This is a genomic window from Paenarthrobacter sp. NPDC018779, assembly GCF_044391085.1.
Taxonomy (GTDB): Bacteria; Actinomycetota; Actinomycetes; order Actinomycetales; family Micrococcaceae; genus Arthrobacter.
The window spans coordinates 54,486-68,055 of the sequence record NZ_JBIRZS010000014.1 but is presented as its reverse complement, the minus strand read 5'-3'; the positions used below and the strand labels follow the sequence as shown (position 1 = coordinate 68,055).

General features: G+C 59.4%; 17 protein-coding genes. 13 read left to right on the top strand and 4 right to left on the bottom strand.

Annotation, left to right across the window (positions count from 1 at the left end):
* The first annotated feature begins 25 nt into the window (after nucleotides 1-25).
* Nucleotides 26-757, top strand: coding sequence for an Abi family protein (locus ACH488_RS14880; protein WP_397325328.1), 732 nt, complete (start codon nucleotides 26-28; stop codon nucleotides 755-757).
* A gap of 85 nt (nucleotides 758-842) precedes the next feature.
* Here ACH488_RS14880 and ACH488_RS14875 read toward each other — a convergent pair whose 3' ends face one another.
* Nucleotides 843-1,046: a cold-shock protein gene (locus ACH488_RS14875; RefSeq protein WP_021472668.1), complete on the bottom strand. Its 204-nt coding sequence runs from the start codon at nucleotides 1,044-1,046 to the stop codon at nucleotides 843-845.
* A gap of 280 nt (nucleotides 1,047-1,326) precedes the next feature.
* Between ACH488_RS14875 and ACH488_RS14870 the strand changes: the two genes are divergently transcribed.
* Genes ACH488_RS14870 through ACH488_RS14850 form a run of 5 tightly spaced genes read left to right on the top strand, consistent with a single transcriptional unit; the run spans nucleotide 1,327 to nucleotide 8,001 of the window.
* On the top strand, nucleotides 1,327-2,769 hold the full coding sequence (locus tag ACH488_RS14870) for a DUF3375 domain-containing protein (protein ID WP_397325327.1): 1,443 nt from the start codon (nucleotides 1,327-1,329) through the stop codon (nucleotides 2,767-2,769).
* Nucleotides 2,766-3,356, top strand: coding sequence for a DUF4194 domain-containing protein (locus ACH488_RS14865; protein WP_397325326.1), 591 nt, complete (start codon nucleotides 2,766-2,768; stop codon nucleotides 3,354-3,356). The genes ACH488_RS14870 and ACH488_RS14865 overlap by 4 nt, the downstream gene beginning before the upstream one ends.
* Before the next feature lie 2 nt (nucleotides 3,357-3,358).
* Entirely contained in the window at nucleotides 3,359-4,750 is a 1,392-nt protein-coding gene (locus ACH488_RS14860) for an ATP-binding protein (protein ID WP_397325325.1), read from the top strand.
* Between the two features lie 10 nt (nucleotides 4,751-4,760).
* Nucleotides 4,761-6,767, top strand: a complete 2,007-nt coding sequence (locus tag ACH488_RS14855; protein ID WP_397325324.1) for an ATP-binding protein — start codon at nucleotides 4,761-4,763, stop codon at nucleotides 6,765-6,767.
* Nucleotides 6,757-8,001 carry a Wadjet anti-phage system protein JetD domain-containing protein gene (locus tag ACH488_RS14850; RefSeq protein ID WP_397325323.1) on the top strand — a complete coding sequence of 415 codons (1,245 nt, stop codon included), beginning with the start codon at nucleotides 6,757-6,759 and terminating at the stop codon, nucleotides 7,999-8,001. The genes ACH488_RS14855 and ACH488_RS14850 overlap by 11 nt, the downstream gene beginning before the upstream one ends.
* A gap of 195 nt (nucleotides 8,002-8,196) precedes the next feature.
* Here the strand turns inward: ACH488_RS14850 and ACH488_RS14845 are convergent, their stop codons facing one another.
* Nucleotides 8,197-8,736, bottom strand: a complete 540-nt coding sequence (locus tag ACH488_RS14845; protein ID WP_397325322.1) for a hypothetical protein — start codon at nucleotides 8,734-8,736, stop codon at nucleotides 8,197-8,199.
* Between the two features lie 170 nt (nucleotides 8,737-8,906).
* Between ACH488_RS14845 and ACH488_RS14840 the strand changes: the two genes are divergently transcribed.
* The 3 genes from ACH488_RS14840 (at nucleotide 8,907) to ACH488_RS14830 (ending at nucleotide 10,067) form a co-directional block, all read left to right on the top strand.
* Nucleotides 8,907-9,266 carry a TfoX/Sxy family protein gene (locus ACH488_RS14840; RefSeq protein WP_397325321.1) on the top strand — a complete coding sequence of 120 codons (360 nt, stop codon included), beginning with the start codon at nucleotides 8,907-8,909 and terminating at the stop codon, nucleotides 9,264-9,266.
* A 130-nt stretch (nucleotides 9,267-9,396) separates the two neighbouring features.
* Nucleotides 9,397-9,741: a hypothetical protein gene (locus ACH488_RS14835; protein ID WP_397325320.1), complete on the top strand. Its 345-nt coding sequence runs from the start codon at nucleotides 9,397-9,399 to the stop codon at nucleotides 9,739-9,741.
* Nucleotides 9,738-10,067 carry a hypothetical protein gene (locus ACH488_RS14830; RefSeq protein ID WP_397325319.1) on the top strand — a complete coding sequence of 110 codons (330 nt, stop codon included), beginning with the start codon at nucleotides 9,738-9,740 and terminating at the stop codon, nucleotides 10,065-10,067. The genes ACH488_RS14835 and ACH488_RS14830 overlap by 4 nt, the downstream gene beginning before the upstream one ends.
* A gap of 42 nt (nucleotides 10,068-10,109) precedes the next feature.
* Here the strand turns inward: ACH488_RS14830 and ACH488_RS14825 are convergent, their stop codons facing one another.
* Both ACH488_RS14825 and ACH488_RS14820 read right to left on the bottom strand, forming a co-directional pair.
* Nucleotides 10,110-10,280, bottom strand: a complete 171-nt coding sequence (locus tag ACH488_RS14825; RefSeq protein ID WP_397325318.1) for a hypothetical protein — start codon at nucleotides 10,278-10,280, stop codon at nucleotides 10,110-10,112.
* Nucleotides 10,281-10,370: 90 nt separating this feature from the next.
* On the bottom strand, nucleotides 10,371-10,571 hold the full coding sequence (locus tag ACH488_RS14820) for a hypothetical protein (protein ID WP_397325317.1): 201 nt from the start codon (nucleotides 10,569-10,571) through the stop codon (nucleotides 10,371-10,373).
* Nucleotides 10,572-10,788: 217 nt separating this feature from the next.
* Here ACH488_RS14820 and ACH488_RS14815 point away from each other — a divergent pair, with 217 nt between their 5' ends.
* The 4 genes from ACH488_RS14815 (at nucleotide 10,789) to ACH488_RS14800 (ending at nucleotide 13,566) form a co-directional block, all read left to right on the top strand.
* Entirely contained in the window at nucleotides 10,789-11,154 is a 366-nt protein-coding gene (locus ACH488_RS14815; RefSeq protein WP_397325316.1) for a hypothetical protein, read from the top strand.
* 292 nt (nucleotides 11,155-11,446) lie between these two features.
* Nucleotides 11,447-11,602, top strand: coding sequence for a hypothetical protein (locus ACH488_RS14810; protein WP_397325315.1), 156 nt, complete (start codon nucleotides 11,447-11,449; stop codon nucleotides 11,600-11,602).
* 675 nt (nucleotides 11,603-12,277) lie between these two features.
* On the top strand, nucleotides 12,278-12,613 hold the full coding sequence (locus tag ACH488_RS14805; protein WP_397325314.1) for a peptidase inhibitor family I36 protein: 336 nt from the start codon (nucleotides 12,278-12,280) through the stop codon (nucleotides 12,611-12,613).
* Nucleotides 12,614-12,687: 74 nt separating this feature from the next.
* Complete coding sequence (locus tag ACH488_RS14800) at nucleotides 12,688-13,566, top strand: hypothetical protein (protein WP_397325313.1); 879 nt, start codon at nucleotides 12,688-12,690, stop codon at nucleotides 13,564-13,566.
* Nucleotides 13,567-13,570: the final 4 nt, after the last annotated feature.

Below are 13,570 nucleotides of genomic sequence, written 5' to 3'. Positions count from 1 at the left end.
GCTCAAACAAGGTAGCATCAACCCCGTGGATCAGCAAGCAATGATGACGGCCTTCCTGGGAGAGAAGCGTCTGGAGCCCTTCTTGGACGCAGCCGCACGCGACAGCGAGCGCGCCTCCAACCTTTACCGCTGGAACATGAAGCTAGGCGGATCCTTCCACACCCAAATCTCCTACGTGGAGGTTGCAACCAGGAATGCGATCACGAAGGCCATCTCGGACTGGAACGAACAGCAACCCCTTCCTCAAGCTCAGGGGACGTTCGGACGTGACTGGACTGCACCCGGCGGCTTGGCGGACCCGTTATATGGTCAGATGAGCCACACTGTTAGACGGGCGCGTAAATATGCGCTTCAAGAATCTCAGAACAGGCATCCTTCGCATCCGCGGCACAAAGACTCCCCTACACACGATGACATCGTTGCGCAGCTAACCTTCGGCAACTGGACATCCCTCTTCACGGATCGGAATGTGCCAAGCAGACGCGAGCAGCTGTGGACAGATGCGCTTCGTTTCGCTTTCCCAAACGCAGATCAATCTCTGACAGGCCTGAACAAGCTCACGTATCAACTGGAAACACTCCGCCGCCTTCGCAACAGAGCGGCGCATCATGAGAATGTGCTGGCCGTTAACGTATCTAGCCGGCTGAACATGACCTTGTCAGTCCTCCGGGCCATCGATAAGCGTTTTCCAGACTGGGTTATGGCTGCGAGCACCCTGCGGCGCATAGCCAGGGAAGACCCTCGGCGTCTCTGGTAAACAATGCCCCCAGCGCGGGGGCATGAACCAAAAGAGCAGGGCCGGTCAGTGAACTGACCGGCCCTGCTCTTGAGTTATCCGAAGACTAGATAGCCTGGATGTTTACTGCCTGGGGACCCTTGGGGCCCTGCTCGACGTCGAAGGAGACCTTCTGGTTCTCTTCGAGGGAGCGGTAGCCCGAGGAGTTGATTGCGGAGTAGTGAGCGAAAACGTCCTGGCTGCCATCTTCCGGGGAGATGAAGCCGAAGCCCTTTTCAGCGTTAAACCACTTGACGGTACCTGTAGCCATAATTTCAGTCCTAACTGAAGGTGGAGATTGTTCCCGACTTTCGGGTCTCCGGTGTGGGGTGTTCTCCACCGTTACTTCAGAAGGTCGCAGACCAAAGTGGACTGCGGGGACTGCCTGAACTACCAAATGCCAAACACAACAACACCGTCAAGTTTACAGACATCTGGCGGTATGGCTAGTGCTGGGGCGGATTTATCCAGCCGATGGCGTGAGCAGAGTGTCGCACCCTTGGCATAGCCTTTGAACAGGACACCGCAGCGGCAGGACATTGAGGAACCAAATGGACTACTACGCAATCAACGCGTTGCGTGAAAACCATGCAGGCTGGGCGCTGCTTCGTGCACAGAACGCGCCTCTCGCCCTGCACTTCTTTATGTCCGCATTCACTGATCCGAACCAACGCAACGTAGGCCGCCAGCAACTGATCGATGTCCTGGAGGATGTCCTTTTCGGCGTCCGGGAGTCCTTTGGCGAGGACAGGTTTCCCAGGAGCGCGTCGGAGTACCTTGACGATTGGGCTGCCCCTGAACGCGCGTGGCTGCGGAAATACTACGTCCAGGGCGCAGACGAACCTCACTTCGATCTGACGCCCGCCGCCGAAGACGTGGTGAGGTGGGTCGAAAGCCTCAAAGGCCGCGAGTTCGTAGCTACTCAATCGAGGCTAACCAGCATCTTCGCCGTGTTGAAGACACTGGTGCAGCAGTCGGAAACAGATCCCGATATCCGCCTGGCAGAACTCCAGCACCAAAAAGACCGTATCGACCACGAGATGCAACTAATCCGTGACGGCAACGTCAAGGTCATGACTGCGCCGGAAGCACTCGACCACTTCCAGCAACTGACCACCCTGGCTAAGGACCTCCTCTCCGACTTCCGCGAGGTCGAGCAGAACTTCCGCAAGTTAGACCGCCAAGTTCGCGAGCAAATTGCCACTTGGGACGGCAGCCAAGGCGAACTCCTTGATTCCATCTTTGCCAACCAGCAGGACATCGGAAGCTCGCTGCAGGGCCGCACCTTCCAGGGCTTCTGGGACTACCTGATGTCTCCGCAGGCCAGAAACGAACTCAATGACTTGCTCCAACGGGCAACGCAGATTGAAGCGTTGGCCCGGATAGACGGCCTGCACACCATTACCAACCTGCACCAGGATTGGCTGCCTGCCGTCGAGCAGACGCAGGGCACGGTGCGCCAACTGTCCCAACAAATGCGCAGGCTCCTGGACGACAAAGTATTCCTGGAGAACAAGCGCATCATGCAACTGATCCGAAGCATCGAGGCGAGCGCACTCGACAACCGGGACCACCCGCCGTCCAACCTTGTCATGGAGATCGATGCGCCGTCCGTGGACGTCGCGTTGCCGTTCGAGCGGCCGCTCTACGAACCGGGCAGCCGCGTCATGGTCGCGGACGAGGTTGTGACGGCCGAGGACGCGGATGTGGACGCGAGCGCCTTGTTCAATCAGTTCCATGTGGACAAGGAACGGCTCAAAGGCAACATCGACGAGGTGCTGGAGAACACGGACCAGGCGACGCTCGCTGACATCACCATTGCACATCCGCTGTCCCAAGGACTCGCGGAGTTGGTGGCGTATTACCAGCTTGCGTCGGAGTCGGACTGGGCCAGCATCAATCCGGAAGCAACGCAGCGAATCACCTGGAATGCAGCAGACGGCAGCACCCGGGAAGCAAACATCGACCATATCATCTTTGTGAGGCCGGTATGAACCCTGCAAACGAAACAAACACACCGGAAGAACTCCCGGCGGTCGTCACCAAACTGTTCAAGGGCGTGGTCTACGCGGAGGCTGATGAGAAGGTGTGGCAGTCGCTGCTCACCTTGACCTCGCAGGTGCGGGATTACGTCGCGGTTCTCGGTCTCAACCTGATTCTGGACGAGTCCGAGGGCTACGCCTTCCTCAAGTCGCGTGAGGATCCGGACGCCACTCTCCCCCGGCTGATCCCCCGCCGGCAGCTGACCTTCGATGTCAGCCTGCTGCTCGCCCTGCTTCGGAAAAGGCTGCTGGAGTTCGATACCAACAGCAGCGAGCTCCGCCTCATCATGACCGAGGAGGAGCTCAAGGACATGGTCTCTGTGTTCCTGCCCGAGACGAGCAACGAAGCCCGCATTCTGGATCGGCTTGGTACCAACATCAAGAAGGTGGTGGAACTCGGCTTCCTGAGGAGGCTCCACGGCGAATCGGGGACGTATGAGGTAGCGCGCATCCTCAAGGCGTACGTGGACGCGCAATGGCTGGAAGAGTTCGACGCGCGGCTGGCCGACTATCGTGAATCCCTCACCGGAAGTAAATGACCATGACCACTGACGTTCAGGACAGCCTGTTCACGTTTGAGGAGCCAGGCGACGGAGAATCGCACGACGCCGCCCTGCCGCCAGGGTTTCGACTGCAGCGTTTGGAACTGCTTAATTGGGGCACATTCCACGGCGGGGTGCGCACGTTCCGTTTGGACGGGGCCAACAGCCTTTTGACCGGCGACATCGGATCGGGGAAATCCACGGTTGTGGACGCGATCACCACGCTCCTGCTGCCGGCCAACAGGATTGAGTACAACAAGGCTGCCGGCGCGCAGAAGCGTGAGCGGACGCTGATGTCCTATGTCAGGGGCTTCCATAAGAGCACTCGCAGCGTGGGCGGTGAGTATTCCAAGCCTGTCGCGCTGCGGGCGCCCGGTACACTCACGGTGGTCCTTGGCATCTTCCATAACGCCGTCATAGACAAGACCGTCACGTTGGGCATCACTCTGTGGACCATGCAGGAAGCGGGCCAGCCGACTCGGTTCTATTCCCTTGCCGAGCGGGAGCAGACCATTGCTGAGGATTTCTCAAACTTCGGGCAGGACCCTGCCAAGCTCAAGAAACGGCTCAAAGCGGGGGGCGTGACAGTCCACGACACCTTCGATCCCTACGCCGCAGCTTTCAAAAGGCATTTCGGCATAAGCGGGAACCAGGCCATGGACCTGTTCCACCGCACTGTTTCCATGAAACAGGTGGAGAACATCACCCACTTCGTCCGGACGAACATGCTGGAGGACGATGATGTCGAGACCCGGATCAACAGCTTGATCGGCCACTTCGACGACCTCAAGAAGGCACACGAGGCGGTGGTCAGAGCGAAGGACCAGATCGAGTTGTTGAAACCAATCCGCGACGGCGCCGGCACCCACCACAAGCTGAGCGCGGAAGAGCAACAGGCCCGCCAGCAACGCGATCAGTTGCATCCTTGGTTCACGGACCAACAACTCACACTCAGCCTGGAACATCAGGGCGAGCTGGAACAGGCAGGCAAGAAGCTCCGGGAAGACAGCACGCAGCTTGGCTCTGACATCGCCAGGCTTCGCCACGAACTGGCGATCGTCCAGGAGGACATCCGCACCAGCGGCGGCGGCCGGTTGGCCGCAATCGACGCCGAAGTCGCGCAGCTCGGTGAGACGGCCCAGACCCAACGCAAGCGCTTCGAGCAGTACTCAGCTGCCGCCGTCGAACTTGGCCTTAACGCTCCCGAGGACCGGGTGCTGTTTGATGCGAACAGCGCACGGCTGGCGGAGGTGGAAACGAACCTCGCGGCGAGGGCAGCCGAGCTTCAGGATCGCAGGACGGACTTGGATGCGGAGCTACGGCAGTTGGCGGCCCGCAAGGACGAAATCGATGCTGAACTGCTCAGCCTGAGCTCGCCCAACTCTGCTTGAGCGTGGTGAGTTGGAGCTGCGCACCCGAATCTGCCAGGGCACCGGCATCCCTGAATCTGCGCTCCCCTACGCTGCCGAACTATTGCGTGTCCGCGACGGCGAAGCCGAATGGGAAGGTGCAGCGGAGCGAACGCTGAAACCGTTCGCGCTGTCACTGTTGGTGTCCGCAGAGCACTATGCGGCGGTGAGCTCGTGGGTTGACGCGAACGATCTCAAGGGCAGGCTGGTGTACCGAAAGGTTGGGGATTCCTATACGTCCCGCCCGCCCGCGGCCGGGACGTTGGGTGCGAAGATCGCGATCAAACAGGGAACGTCGTTCCGGGACTTCCTGCTGGATGAGCTCAGCACCCGCTTTGATTACGTCTGCTGCGACACCATGGAGGACTTTCGCCGGTACCCCAAGGCGCTAACGGTAAACGGCCAGTTGAAGGGTCCGCGGGGCCGGCATGAGAAGGATGACCGGCGGGGCCTAATGGATCGCCGGTCGTTCGTCCTCGGTTGGGATAACCACGACAAGATTGTGCGTATCCGCGCAGAGCGCGACGATGTCGACGGCGAGCACCGGACCGCCGGCACCCAACTGGCGAAGGTGGACACCTCCCTTGGCGACGTGGGCCGCTTGCGGCAACTGTTGGGCAACGTAGGGTCCGTGGCTGAGTTTTCCGAAATTGGGTGGCAACAGACCGCCCGCAGGGTCCAGGACCTGAAGGACGAGAAGGTTGAGCTGCAGTCGGCGAGCAGCGTGTTGCAGCAGCTCACGGCCAAGGAACTCGAGGTTTCGGGCCGCATTGATCGACTGCAGGAACGGTCGGACAAGGTCCGCGAGCGCATCGGGGCCAATGGCAACGCTTCGCGGGACATTGCGGCGGCCATTGAGGAATGCCGCCTGACGCTCAAGGAACAACCGCTGACGGACGACGGCGGTGTGCTCGCTGCCGTGGCTCGGCTCACCACTTCTGCACTTGGGGACGAGGCACTCACCTACCGGAACACCGGCGCGGCGGAGAGTTCTGTCCGGTCCGGGCTGACGAGCGCAATTGACGCCCTGACAAAGCGCATCGCGACCGCTGCGGCCACGACAGTTCGGCTAATGGCCGATTTCCGGAACAAGTACCCGAACGAAACCACGGACATTGATGCGACCTTGGATGCGGCCGGGGAGTTCAACAACCTCCTGGAGCAGTTGGAACGCGACGATCTGCCGCGCTTCGAGGCGCGGTTCAAGGACTCGCTGACACAGAACACCATCCATGAGGTGGTGGCCTTCAACGCGTTCCTGGACAACCGCCGCCAGAACATCGTCAGCCGGATTGGTGAGATCAACCAGTCGCTGGCGGAGATCGAATACAACCCGGGCCGCCACATCCAGTTGGAGCACCAGAACTCCTCGGATCTGGACGTGCGGCAGTTCGGCATTGACCTGCGGGCTTGCTCCGAGGGCACCATCGGCGACGACGAGCAATACTCCGAGCAAAAGTATCTTCAGGTTGAGCGGCTGATCGAACGCTTCCGCGGACGCGAGGGCTACACCGCCTTGGACGAACGCTGGACGGCCAAGGTCACCGATGTGCGTAATTGGTTCACGTTCTCGGCGTCCGAGAGATGGAGTGAGACAGGCGAGGAATTCGAGCACTTCACTGACTCCGGTGGTAAGTCCGGCGGCCAGAAGGAGAAGCTGGCCTACACCATCCTGGCGGCGGCGTTGGCGTTCCAGTTCGGCCTGGCGGCGGGTCAGGGTGCTCCCCGTGCCGGTTTGGCGAAGGAGAGGAGCTTCCGGTTTGTGGTGATCGATGAGGCATTTGGCCGGGGCTCGGACGAGTCGGCACGGTATGGCATGGAATTATTCCAGCGGATGAAGCTGCAGTTGTTGATCGTCACGCCGTTGCAGAAGATCAACGTCATCGAACCCTTCGTGGCCCATGTGGGTTTCGTCGCCAACACCAACGGCAACGACTCCCAGCTGCGAAACATGACCATCACCGAATACCGCGAAGAGCGGGAGCGACATGCCGGCTAAGGCTGTTCGCTGGACCTCCTTGGCTGATCTCCGCGCGCTTTCCGTCACCGCGTGGGACCGTGGCCAGCTGCTGCGGGAAGCCCTTGAACCTACGGGCTTGTATCCGCGGCGACGTACGTTGAAGCGGCCGTCTGCGACAGAACTGCGTGACTCCTACGTGCTTGCCAGGGCATGGGCGACGGAGCTGTTCGACGCTGCGGGCACGTTTGTTGTGGAGACGGTCGATGTCGGCCGCACCACTATCGGCGCTAACCAGCTTCCCGCTGTGGCTATGTTTGGTTCGGTGGAGGACGAAGTGGCGTTTGTCGGGAAGAAAGGGGAATTGAAGCGTTTCCTGTCACTGTCGGCTGCCTTGGAAGCACTGGATCCACGCTTGCGGAGCTGGGCTCTCAGGCGTCCACTGCAGTTCCTGGCGTTGGGTGACTCCGCTTTGACGGCAGCCCGTGTCGCCTTGTGGCTTCGGGACAATCCCTCGCCCGGATTCTTTGTACGCCAGCTGAGCTTGCCGGGCGTGCATACGAAGTTCATTGAGAGTCACCGCCGCACCATCGACGAGATGGTAGCGATGCTGGACTCAAACGTTGAGGAGCCAACCGTCGATCCTCTTGCGGATTCGCCGGGTTCCGAGGATGCCTTGCTGGGGCCTCTGGAGGCCCGCACCCCCGCAGGACGCTTCGCGGAACGCCACGGTTTCCTCCACCCGCCAGAACAGGTTCGTTTCCTGATGTTGGACCCGTCGATCACGTTGCTGGGCGGCGCCCGGGACATCACCGTGACGGCTTCAGCGTTCCAAGCCCTCGATTTGCCGGTTACAAGGGTGATCATCACCGAGAACCTGGTGAACTTCCTGTCCCTTCCGGATCTTCCCGGCACGTTGGCGATCTTCGGCAAGGGCTATGGCTTCTCCTCGCTTCGGGACGCCGCGTGGTTGCGCAGTTGTGAGGTCCGTTATTGGGGAGATCTGGACACACATGGATTCCGCATCTTGGATCAACTCCGCGCGATTCATCCCCACGTTGTGAGCGTGTTGATGGATGAAGAGACACTGCGGGCGCACCGGGATGCGTGGAGCGTGGAGACGTCGGCGTCAGCAGCCGTGTTGTCGCGTCTCACGCCGGAGGAAGCCCGCGTATACAAGGGTTTGCAGTCCGGAGCGTACGGCGACAGGGTTCGCTTGGAGCAGGAGCTAATTGGATGGGAGTGGGCGCTGGCTCGGCTTGAACGCAACCCGTAGCGCGCAATGCCAGGAACCAGAACAAGGAGGCTAGACGATGGCAGACGAAGATTTCTTAGATTTCCCGACCATGTCCGGGGAGGTATTCGACAACGTGATGGCCTCGGCGGACACCATGATGAGTCCGTCGAGTTGGAAGAGCTGGCCAAACTGCCGCGTCTCATCGGTCGCTGACGTCAGAGGTCACATGAACTGTCAGAGGCGACCGGCTCTCCGTTCCAGTCGTCCGTCCACTCCGCGTAGCCATTCGCGGCCGTCACTATCAGTGAATGAAACCGACGGCATGTAGTCGGTATTGCCGGGAATGGGCTCCAGCACTTCGTGCGGTTTCACGTGACTTGGCCATCGTTTCCGCTCACTGAAAAAGTAGCGGCCGGGCGGCAGGATCTTGGCTGACGCCCGGATCTCCGGGATCTGGCTCCCGCTGCCACTCCTGCCTTCCGACCGCTGGAGCTCCAGCCCGAAAACAGGGGCCTCGCTGGAGTTGACGAGTTCGATCCCCCACCGATAGTTGCCGTCCCCGTTGACGGGCCAGAACACCAGCTGCGACGCCTGCCGCCGCTCCTGCAGGGCAATCGTCCGCTCGTCCCGCTCGCCTTCCAGCTCAAGCATGCGTTGTGCGTCCCGCACCGCCTGGCCGGAAAGCCTGGTGGCTCTCATGACATAGACAAGTGTCACCATCCCCACGATCGCACCAACGAACTCGCCCAAGTCAGCCAGAAATTCCATAGTCACCCTTCCTTCGCGTCTGCGGGACAGAAATCTGCCCTCTTGTTGGTGACGCAAACGACTGCGGCGTGACGGACCAGCGCTTCTGCCGCCTATCCGCATGGCCCTATCTGACTCGCAGCTTCGCGCCGTATGCTGCTGACAGGTCCCAGCCCTTACACCCGGAGGAAGATCCAATGCAGATGCCCAAGCCGTCAGAGGCCGATAAGGAACGCTTCCGCGCTGCTGTGCCGGAGCATCCTGATGTGGTGGTCAAGCCGATGTTCGGGAACCTGGGAGCGTTCGTGAACGGCAACATGTTCGCGGGGTTGTTCGGACCAACCATCGGAGTGAAACTCTCCGAGTCCGACCAGCACGAGCTCGAGACGAACCACCCGACGCAACCCTTCGGCCCGGAAGAGCGCCCGATGGGTGGCTACGTCGGTCTCCCGGAAGCCTGGCAGGACGACGCCGAGCAAACGGCCGAGTGGGTGGCGAAGGCCTTCGAGAACGTGTCGAAGATGCCGCCGAAGGCTGCGAAGGCGTCCAAACGCTAGCCAACCCCTCGACCGCGGCCATCCCTCGTTGACAGAAGCGTACGACGGCGGCATGACCGTTGGGTGCGTCACGAACCTTCAGTGCGGCTCACCTAAGTTTTGGGAGCTCGTCAGGAATCAGGGGAAGCACATGCACATGGAATACCGGGCCGGTGAATCAACGTTCGGTCCGCTGCCATTGAAAAGCATCTGGGAACCGCACATCCTTCGGGATTTCGAGCTCAGGGTCATCCTGCAGGTGGCCGGTTGCGAAGATATCGTTGCCCGCCTCCTGCAAGGCGACGGTGTGGGTCCCGCGGACATACCACCCTTGGATGTCGCAAACTACGTAGCCAAGCAAAAGGGCTACCTTCCCCTCTTTGTCGGTTCGGACACGGAAGTCCGCATCTCAGAGGGTGGCGAGGACGTTCTCCGAGAGTTCTTTGCCTCGGATGAGTGGAAGCATCGGAACCGTCAGCAGACGCGGCGCTTGTGAGTCACCCAATTGGCCCTTCGCCGGAACTGCTTGTGCCGTTCTTCAGCTCTATGGTGAGTCACGACTGGGAGCGTTTGGGATACCCCAGCCACGCCGCGGCCACATACTGGGACACCCGCTCCTGCGGCGTTGCTTGCCTGCGCATGGCTTATGGCCGCCTGACTCCCGGCCATACTCTGCTGCCTGCCACCATCACCGAGGAACTCCTCCGGCTCGGTGGCTATACAGAGACGCACGGCTGGAACCACGGAGGTTTGGCGCGTCACGCAAGGCGGTACGGACTCGTCGCTCAGGTGGTGACGCTCTCACGCCGGGACGACTTTTGACAGGCTGTGAGGGCGCCTGGAGTTCTGATCGTTTCGATCAGCTCATCCTTCGAGGACGACAGCGACTCCGGCCACCTTGCGGTGGTGGCCGGCGTCTCCGATGCGGGCCACGTGGTCATCCATCGACCGTCCAGCCAGCATCCAACGGAAGGACGCAGCCTGCAGGTTGATCCTGATACCTTCTGGGAACACTTTTCCGGCAGGGCCATCCACATAAGACTCCCGCGGTAGGCCTAAGACAAACCGCTGCACCTCCCCGTGGCAGCCCTGGCTTCGTAGATAGATAGGTGCCCTACCGGCGGCCTAAGCCGCGTCCCGCATTTTCTCGGCCCCCAAGCGCCTCTCCAGAATCACCCCGGCGATCGTCGCCGGAACACCGATGAGCACGAGAAGAGTGACACTCCAAAACCCGCTGATCACGCGGGTGAATTGCAAAATCAGAATGGCCAGAATTAGGGCAGTGGATGCCAAGCTCAGTACGCGGAACTTGCGTGCAGTAGTCATGCTGGAAATCGTCCCCCTACGACGTCGTCCAAGAAGCGTATCGCCTCCTATCCCGAACGGCACGTAGTCGTGCGAGGATGGCACAACTGACAAATGGGGGTGTCCAGTGATTAGTTCGCGGCAATTCGTGTGCATTGCGGCAGGGTTCGCTATAGCCGGCATGTTGTCCAGCTGCCCGTCTGAGCGGGCGATAGAGCCCGACGCGGGCCTCCCACCCGTGCCAGGCCCGACGTTCGCGTCACTTGCCGAAGCTCGAGAGGCAGTCGCCGCCGTCGTCGGCTGCGAGAACGAACCAACCGCGAGACCGATCGTTAACCCGGATCTGGCCGGGTTAACGGCCGAATACGCGGTTTGCGGCAACAGGGTCCAGATCGAGTGGTTCAACAGCTCGGATGCTCGGGCCGACGCCGCGCAGGTCTACATGGATACCTCGCAGCCGTTGGCGATCGTTGAAGGCGAGAACTGGATCGTCGCAGACTTGTCACTTGCCTTGGAGGAAAAATGGAGCGGCAAGGACCTGGACAAGGTGGCGCAAGAAATCGGCGGAATGTACACGGTTTTGAATGGCTTCAAACAGTCTTAGGCACCAGCCCGGCCTTGCCTCCGGTGCAAAGGTGCACCGCGAAATTAAGGTGGTTCCTACGCCAAGGAACAGGAACCACACATGCCGGACAACTAAGAACCCGAGCCCACCCCAGAGCTCGAAGGCCAGACCTCCATCCATGATTTCATCGCCCCAACACCGGCCACAACGCCGGTAGAACTCAGGGAGCCGACGGACGCGGAAATCGCAGCCTTCTTCGAGGCCCAAAACAGCTGAACGGCCCCACCAAAGCCCGTCCCCAAACAGCAAGCCCGAGCGTACAATCCACGCCATGGGATCTGCCCCAGATACCGTGATCATCGGCGCCGGCCAAGCCGGGCTGGCCACCACTACTGGCTCACGCAGGCCGGCGTCGAGCATCAGCTTCTCGAGCGGCGCGACTCCCTCGGCGGCGCGTTCCAGGACCGCTGAGACGGGTTCTACATGAACACCCCCAACTACACGCTCGACCTCCATTGGATGCCCTCCACCGCCGATGACCCCGGACGCATGGGTGGAACCACCGAGGTTTGGTGTGTCACGCAAGGCGGCGCGGACTCGTCCATAAGGTGGTGACGCTCTCACGCCGGGACGACTTTCGGCAGGCAGTGAGGGCGCCTGGCGTTCTGATCGTTTCGATCAGTTCCTCCTTCGAGCACGACGTCGACTCCGACCGGAGCATCCACATCAGCCTCCCGCGGTAGGCCTTCGATCCGTGGAGTGGCCCAATTTGCTCCGGAGTCGAAGGAGTCTTTCAAAGAATGGTTATTGCCTCAGTTATTGCGACTCCAAGAGTTAGATCAGTTGTGATTACCCGGTGACTTCGAATGCCTATTGACTTGCGACTCACTGCATCCAGCAGGGCATGCGTGCTGAGAACATAGACTCCCCCATAGTTCTGTGTTCTTGACCGGGAGAACATGACGCTGATTCTTGAAGATTTCGCCTAAATGACTAAAAATTTCTTTGCTAATGCGTATGGACGGGCCACAGCCGAATTAACCGTTGACATACGGGTTATCTTCAGGTTGCCTACATATTGAGCCTGACCTGGCTCATAACACGTCTAGCAATTGGGGGGACAACTTTGTCCAACTTTAGACGCAACAAGATAGCCACGGCTGTGGCAGCCGCAACTCTCGTGTCAACGACGGCGCTCGTTATGGCACAGCCTGCGTCTGCAGGCGTAAGTAGCGATTGTCCGTTTAGTAATTCCATCTGCTTCTGGCAAGACATGGACACTACGGGAAACATGATCTACGCAAGTTACAATGTCGGCGATTTTGCATGGTCAGGATTTCATGACAAAACATCATCAATCGATAGCATGAATCCGAATCGTTACGCCGTCTATGCCGATGCTTATTACGGTGGCGATTCGACCTGGATACCGGCCTACGGTCATTACGATTCGTTGAACTGGTTCTGGAATGACCAGATCGATAGCAGCCGATTCTAACCGAAAGTAGGTAAACTCCTTCGCAGCCTCTTAAACTGAGTTCTCTTCAGTATGAGGCTGCGAAGGGGATTCTCATGAAAAGAAATATTCAACTAGTAGCCGTGTCCATCCTAATTTCCATTGGTGCTACTGGATGTTCGGCAGCAGGAACCACGAATGAGACCCTTGATATTTCAGAATTCCAAGATGTTAACGCAACATTGGATAGAGCGAAATCGCAGATCATCACACCACTTTCGAGCTACTTTGCGTCCGACGAAGAAGACGTATTGCTGCAACGTGCAAACCTAACACTCATAGCGAGTTGCATGAAGGAAAAGGGCTTTCTCCTCGATATCGAGGAGCATATTTCCCGCCCCTTGGGTGAGGATCGGCAGTACGGCATCTGGAACAGAACCAATGCAGAAAGTTATGGCTATGAACTCCCTGCCGATCCGCACAACCCTTCGCGGGCTGCCCAGAACGGCACCGACGACTCCGCCCCCAGCGCCAGCACTCAAGACGTCGAATTTGTTCGCCACTACCGAAAGTGTCAAGACCAGTTAGCTTCCCGTTTGCTTCCAGAACATGTGCAAGGAGCGATAGGGTCCGTTGACCTTGGTGACACTGCCGCCAGAGTAGCCTCACAGCAGGCGGGTGACAGTGATGAATGGAAGGCAATTAGGAGCCAATGGTCGAGTTGCCTCCAAGAGGCTGGCATCACGCTCCCCTCCGACAAAAAGACCCCTTGGATACCTGAGGTCTCAAACACCGACAAGGCTAGCCAGATCAAGACGGCCTTAACAGATATCGCTTGCAAGGAAAAAGTCAACTTTATTCAGCGACTTGCAGACACAGAGTCCCGTTATGAAGCGGCCTACATCGCAAATCACGAGGCCGCCTTTGAGAAACTGAAGACCGACAAGGATGCCGATGTTGCAAAAGCTCGCGAAATCATCTCTGGCGCCTCATGACACT

Excerpts from the sequence above, each read along its gene's own strand:
- ACH488_RS14875 (WP_021472668.1), bottom strand. The coding sequence starts at position 1,046 with ATGGCTACAGGTACCGTCAAGTGGTTTAACGCTGAAAAGGGCTTCGGC.
- ACH488_RS14870 (WP_397325327.1), top strand. The coding sequence starts at position 1,327 with ATGGACTACTACGCAATCAACGCGTTGCGTGAAAACCATGCAGGCTGG.
- ACH488_RS14865 (WP_397325326.1), top strand. The coding sequence starts at position 2,766 with ATGAACCCTGCAAACGAAACAAACACACCGGAAGAACTCCCGGCGGTC.
- ACH488_RS14860 (WP_397325325.1), top strand. The coding sequence starts at position 3,359 with ATGACCACTGACGTTCAGGACAGCCTGTTCACGTTTGAGGAGCCAGGC.
- ACH488_RS14850 (WP_397325323.1), top strand. The coding sequence starts at position 6,757 with ATGCCGGCTAAGGCTGTTCGCTGGACCTCCTTGGCTGATCTCCGCGCG.
- ACH488_RS14840 (WP_397325321.1), top strand. The coding sequence starts at position 8,907 with ATGCAGATGCCCAAGCCGTCAGAGGCCGATAAGGAACGCTTCCGCGCT.
- ACH488_RS14835 (WP_397325320.1), top strand. The coding sequence starts at position 9,397 with ATGCACATGGAATACCGGGCCGGTGAATCAACGTTCGGTCCGCTGCCA.
- ACH488_RS14820 (WP_397325317.1), bottom strand. The coding sequence starts at position 10,571 with ATGACTACTGCACGCAAGTTCCGCGTACTGAGCTTGGCATCCACTGCC.
- ACH488_RS14810 (WP_397325315.1), top strand. The coding sequence starts at position 11,447 with ATGGGATCTGCCCCAGATACCGTGATCATCGGCGCCGGCCAAGCCGGG.
- ACH488_RS14800 (WP_397325313.1), top strand. The coding sequence starts at position 12,688 with ATGAAAAGAAATATTCAACTAGTAGCCGTGTCCATCCTAATTTCCATT.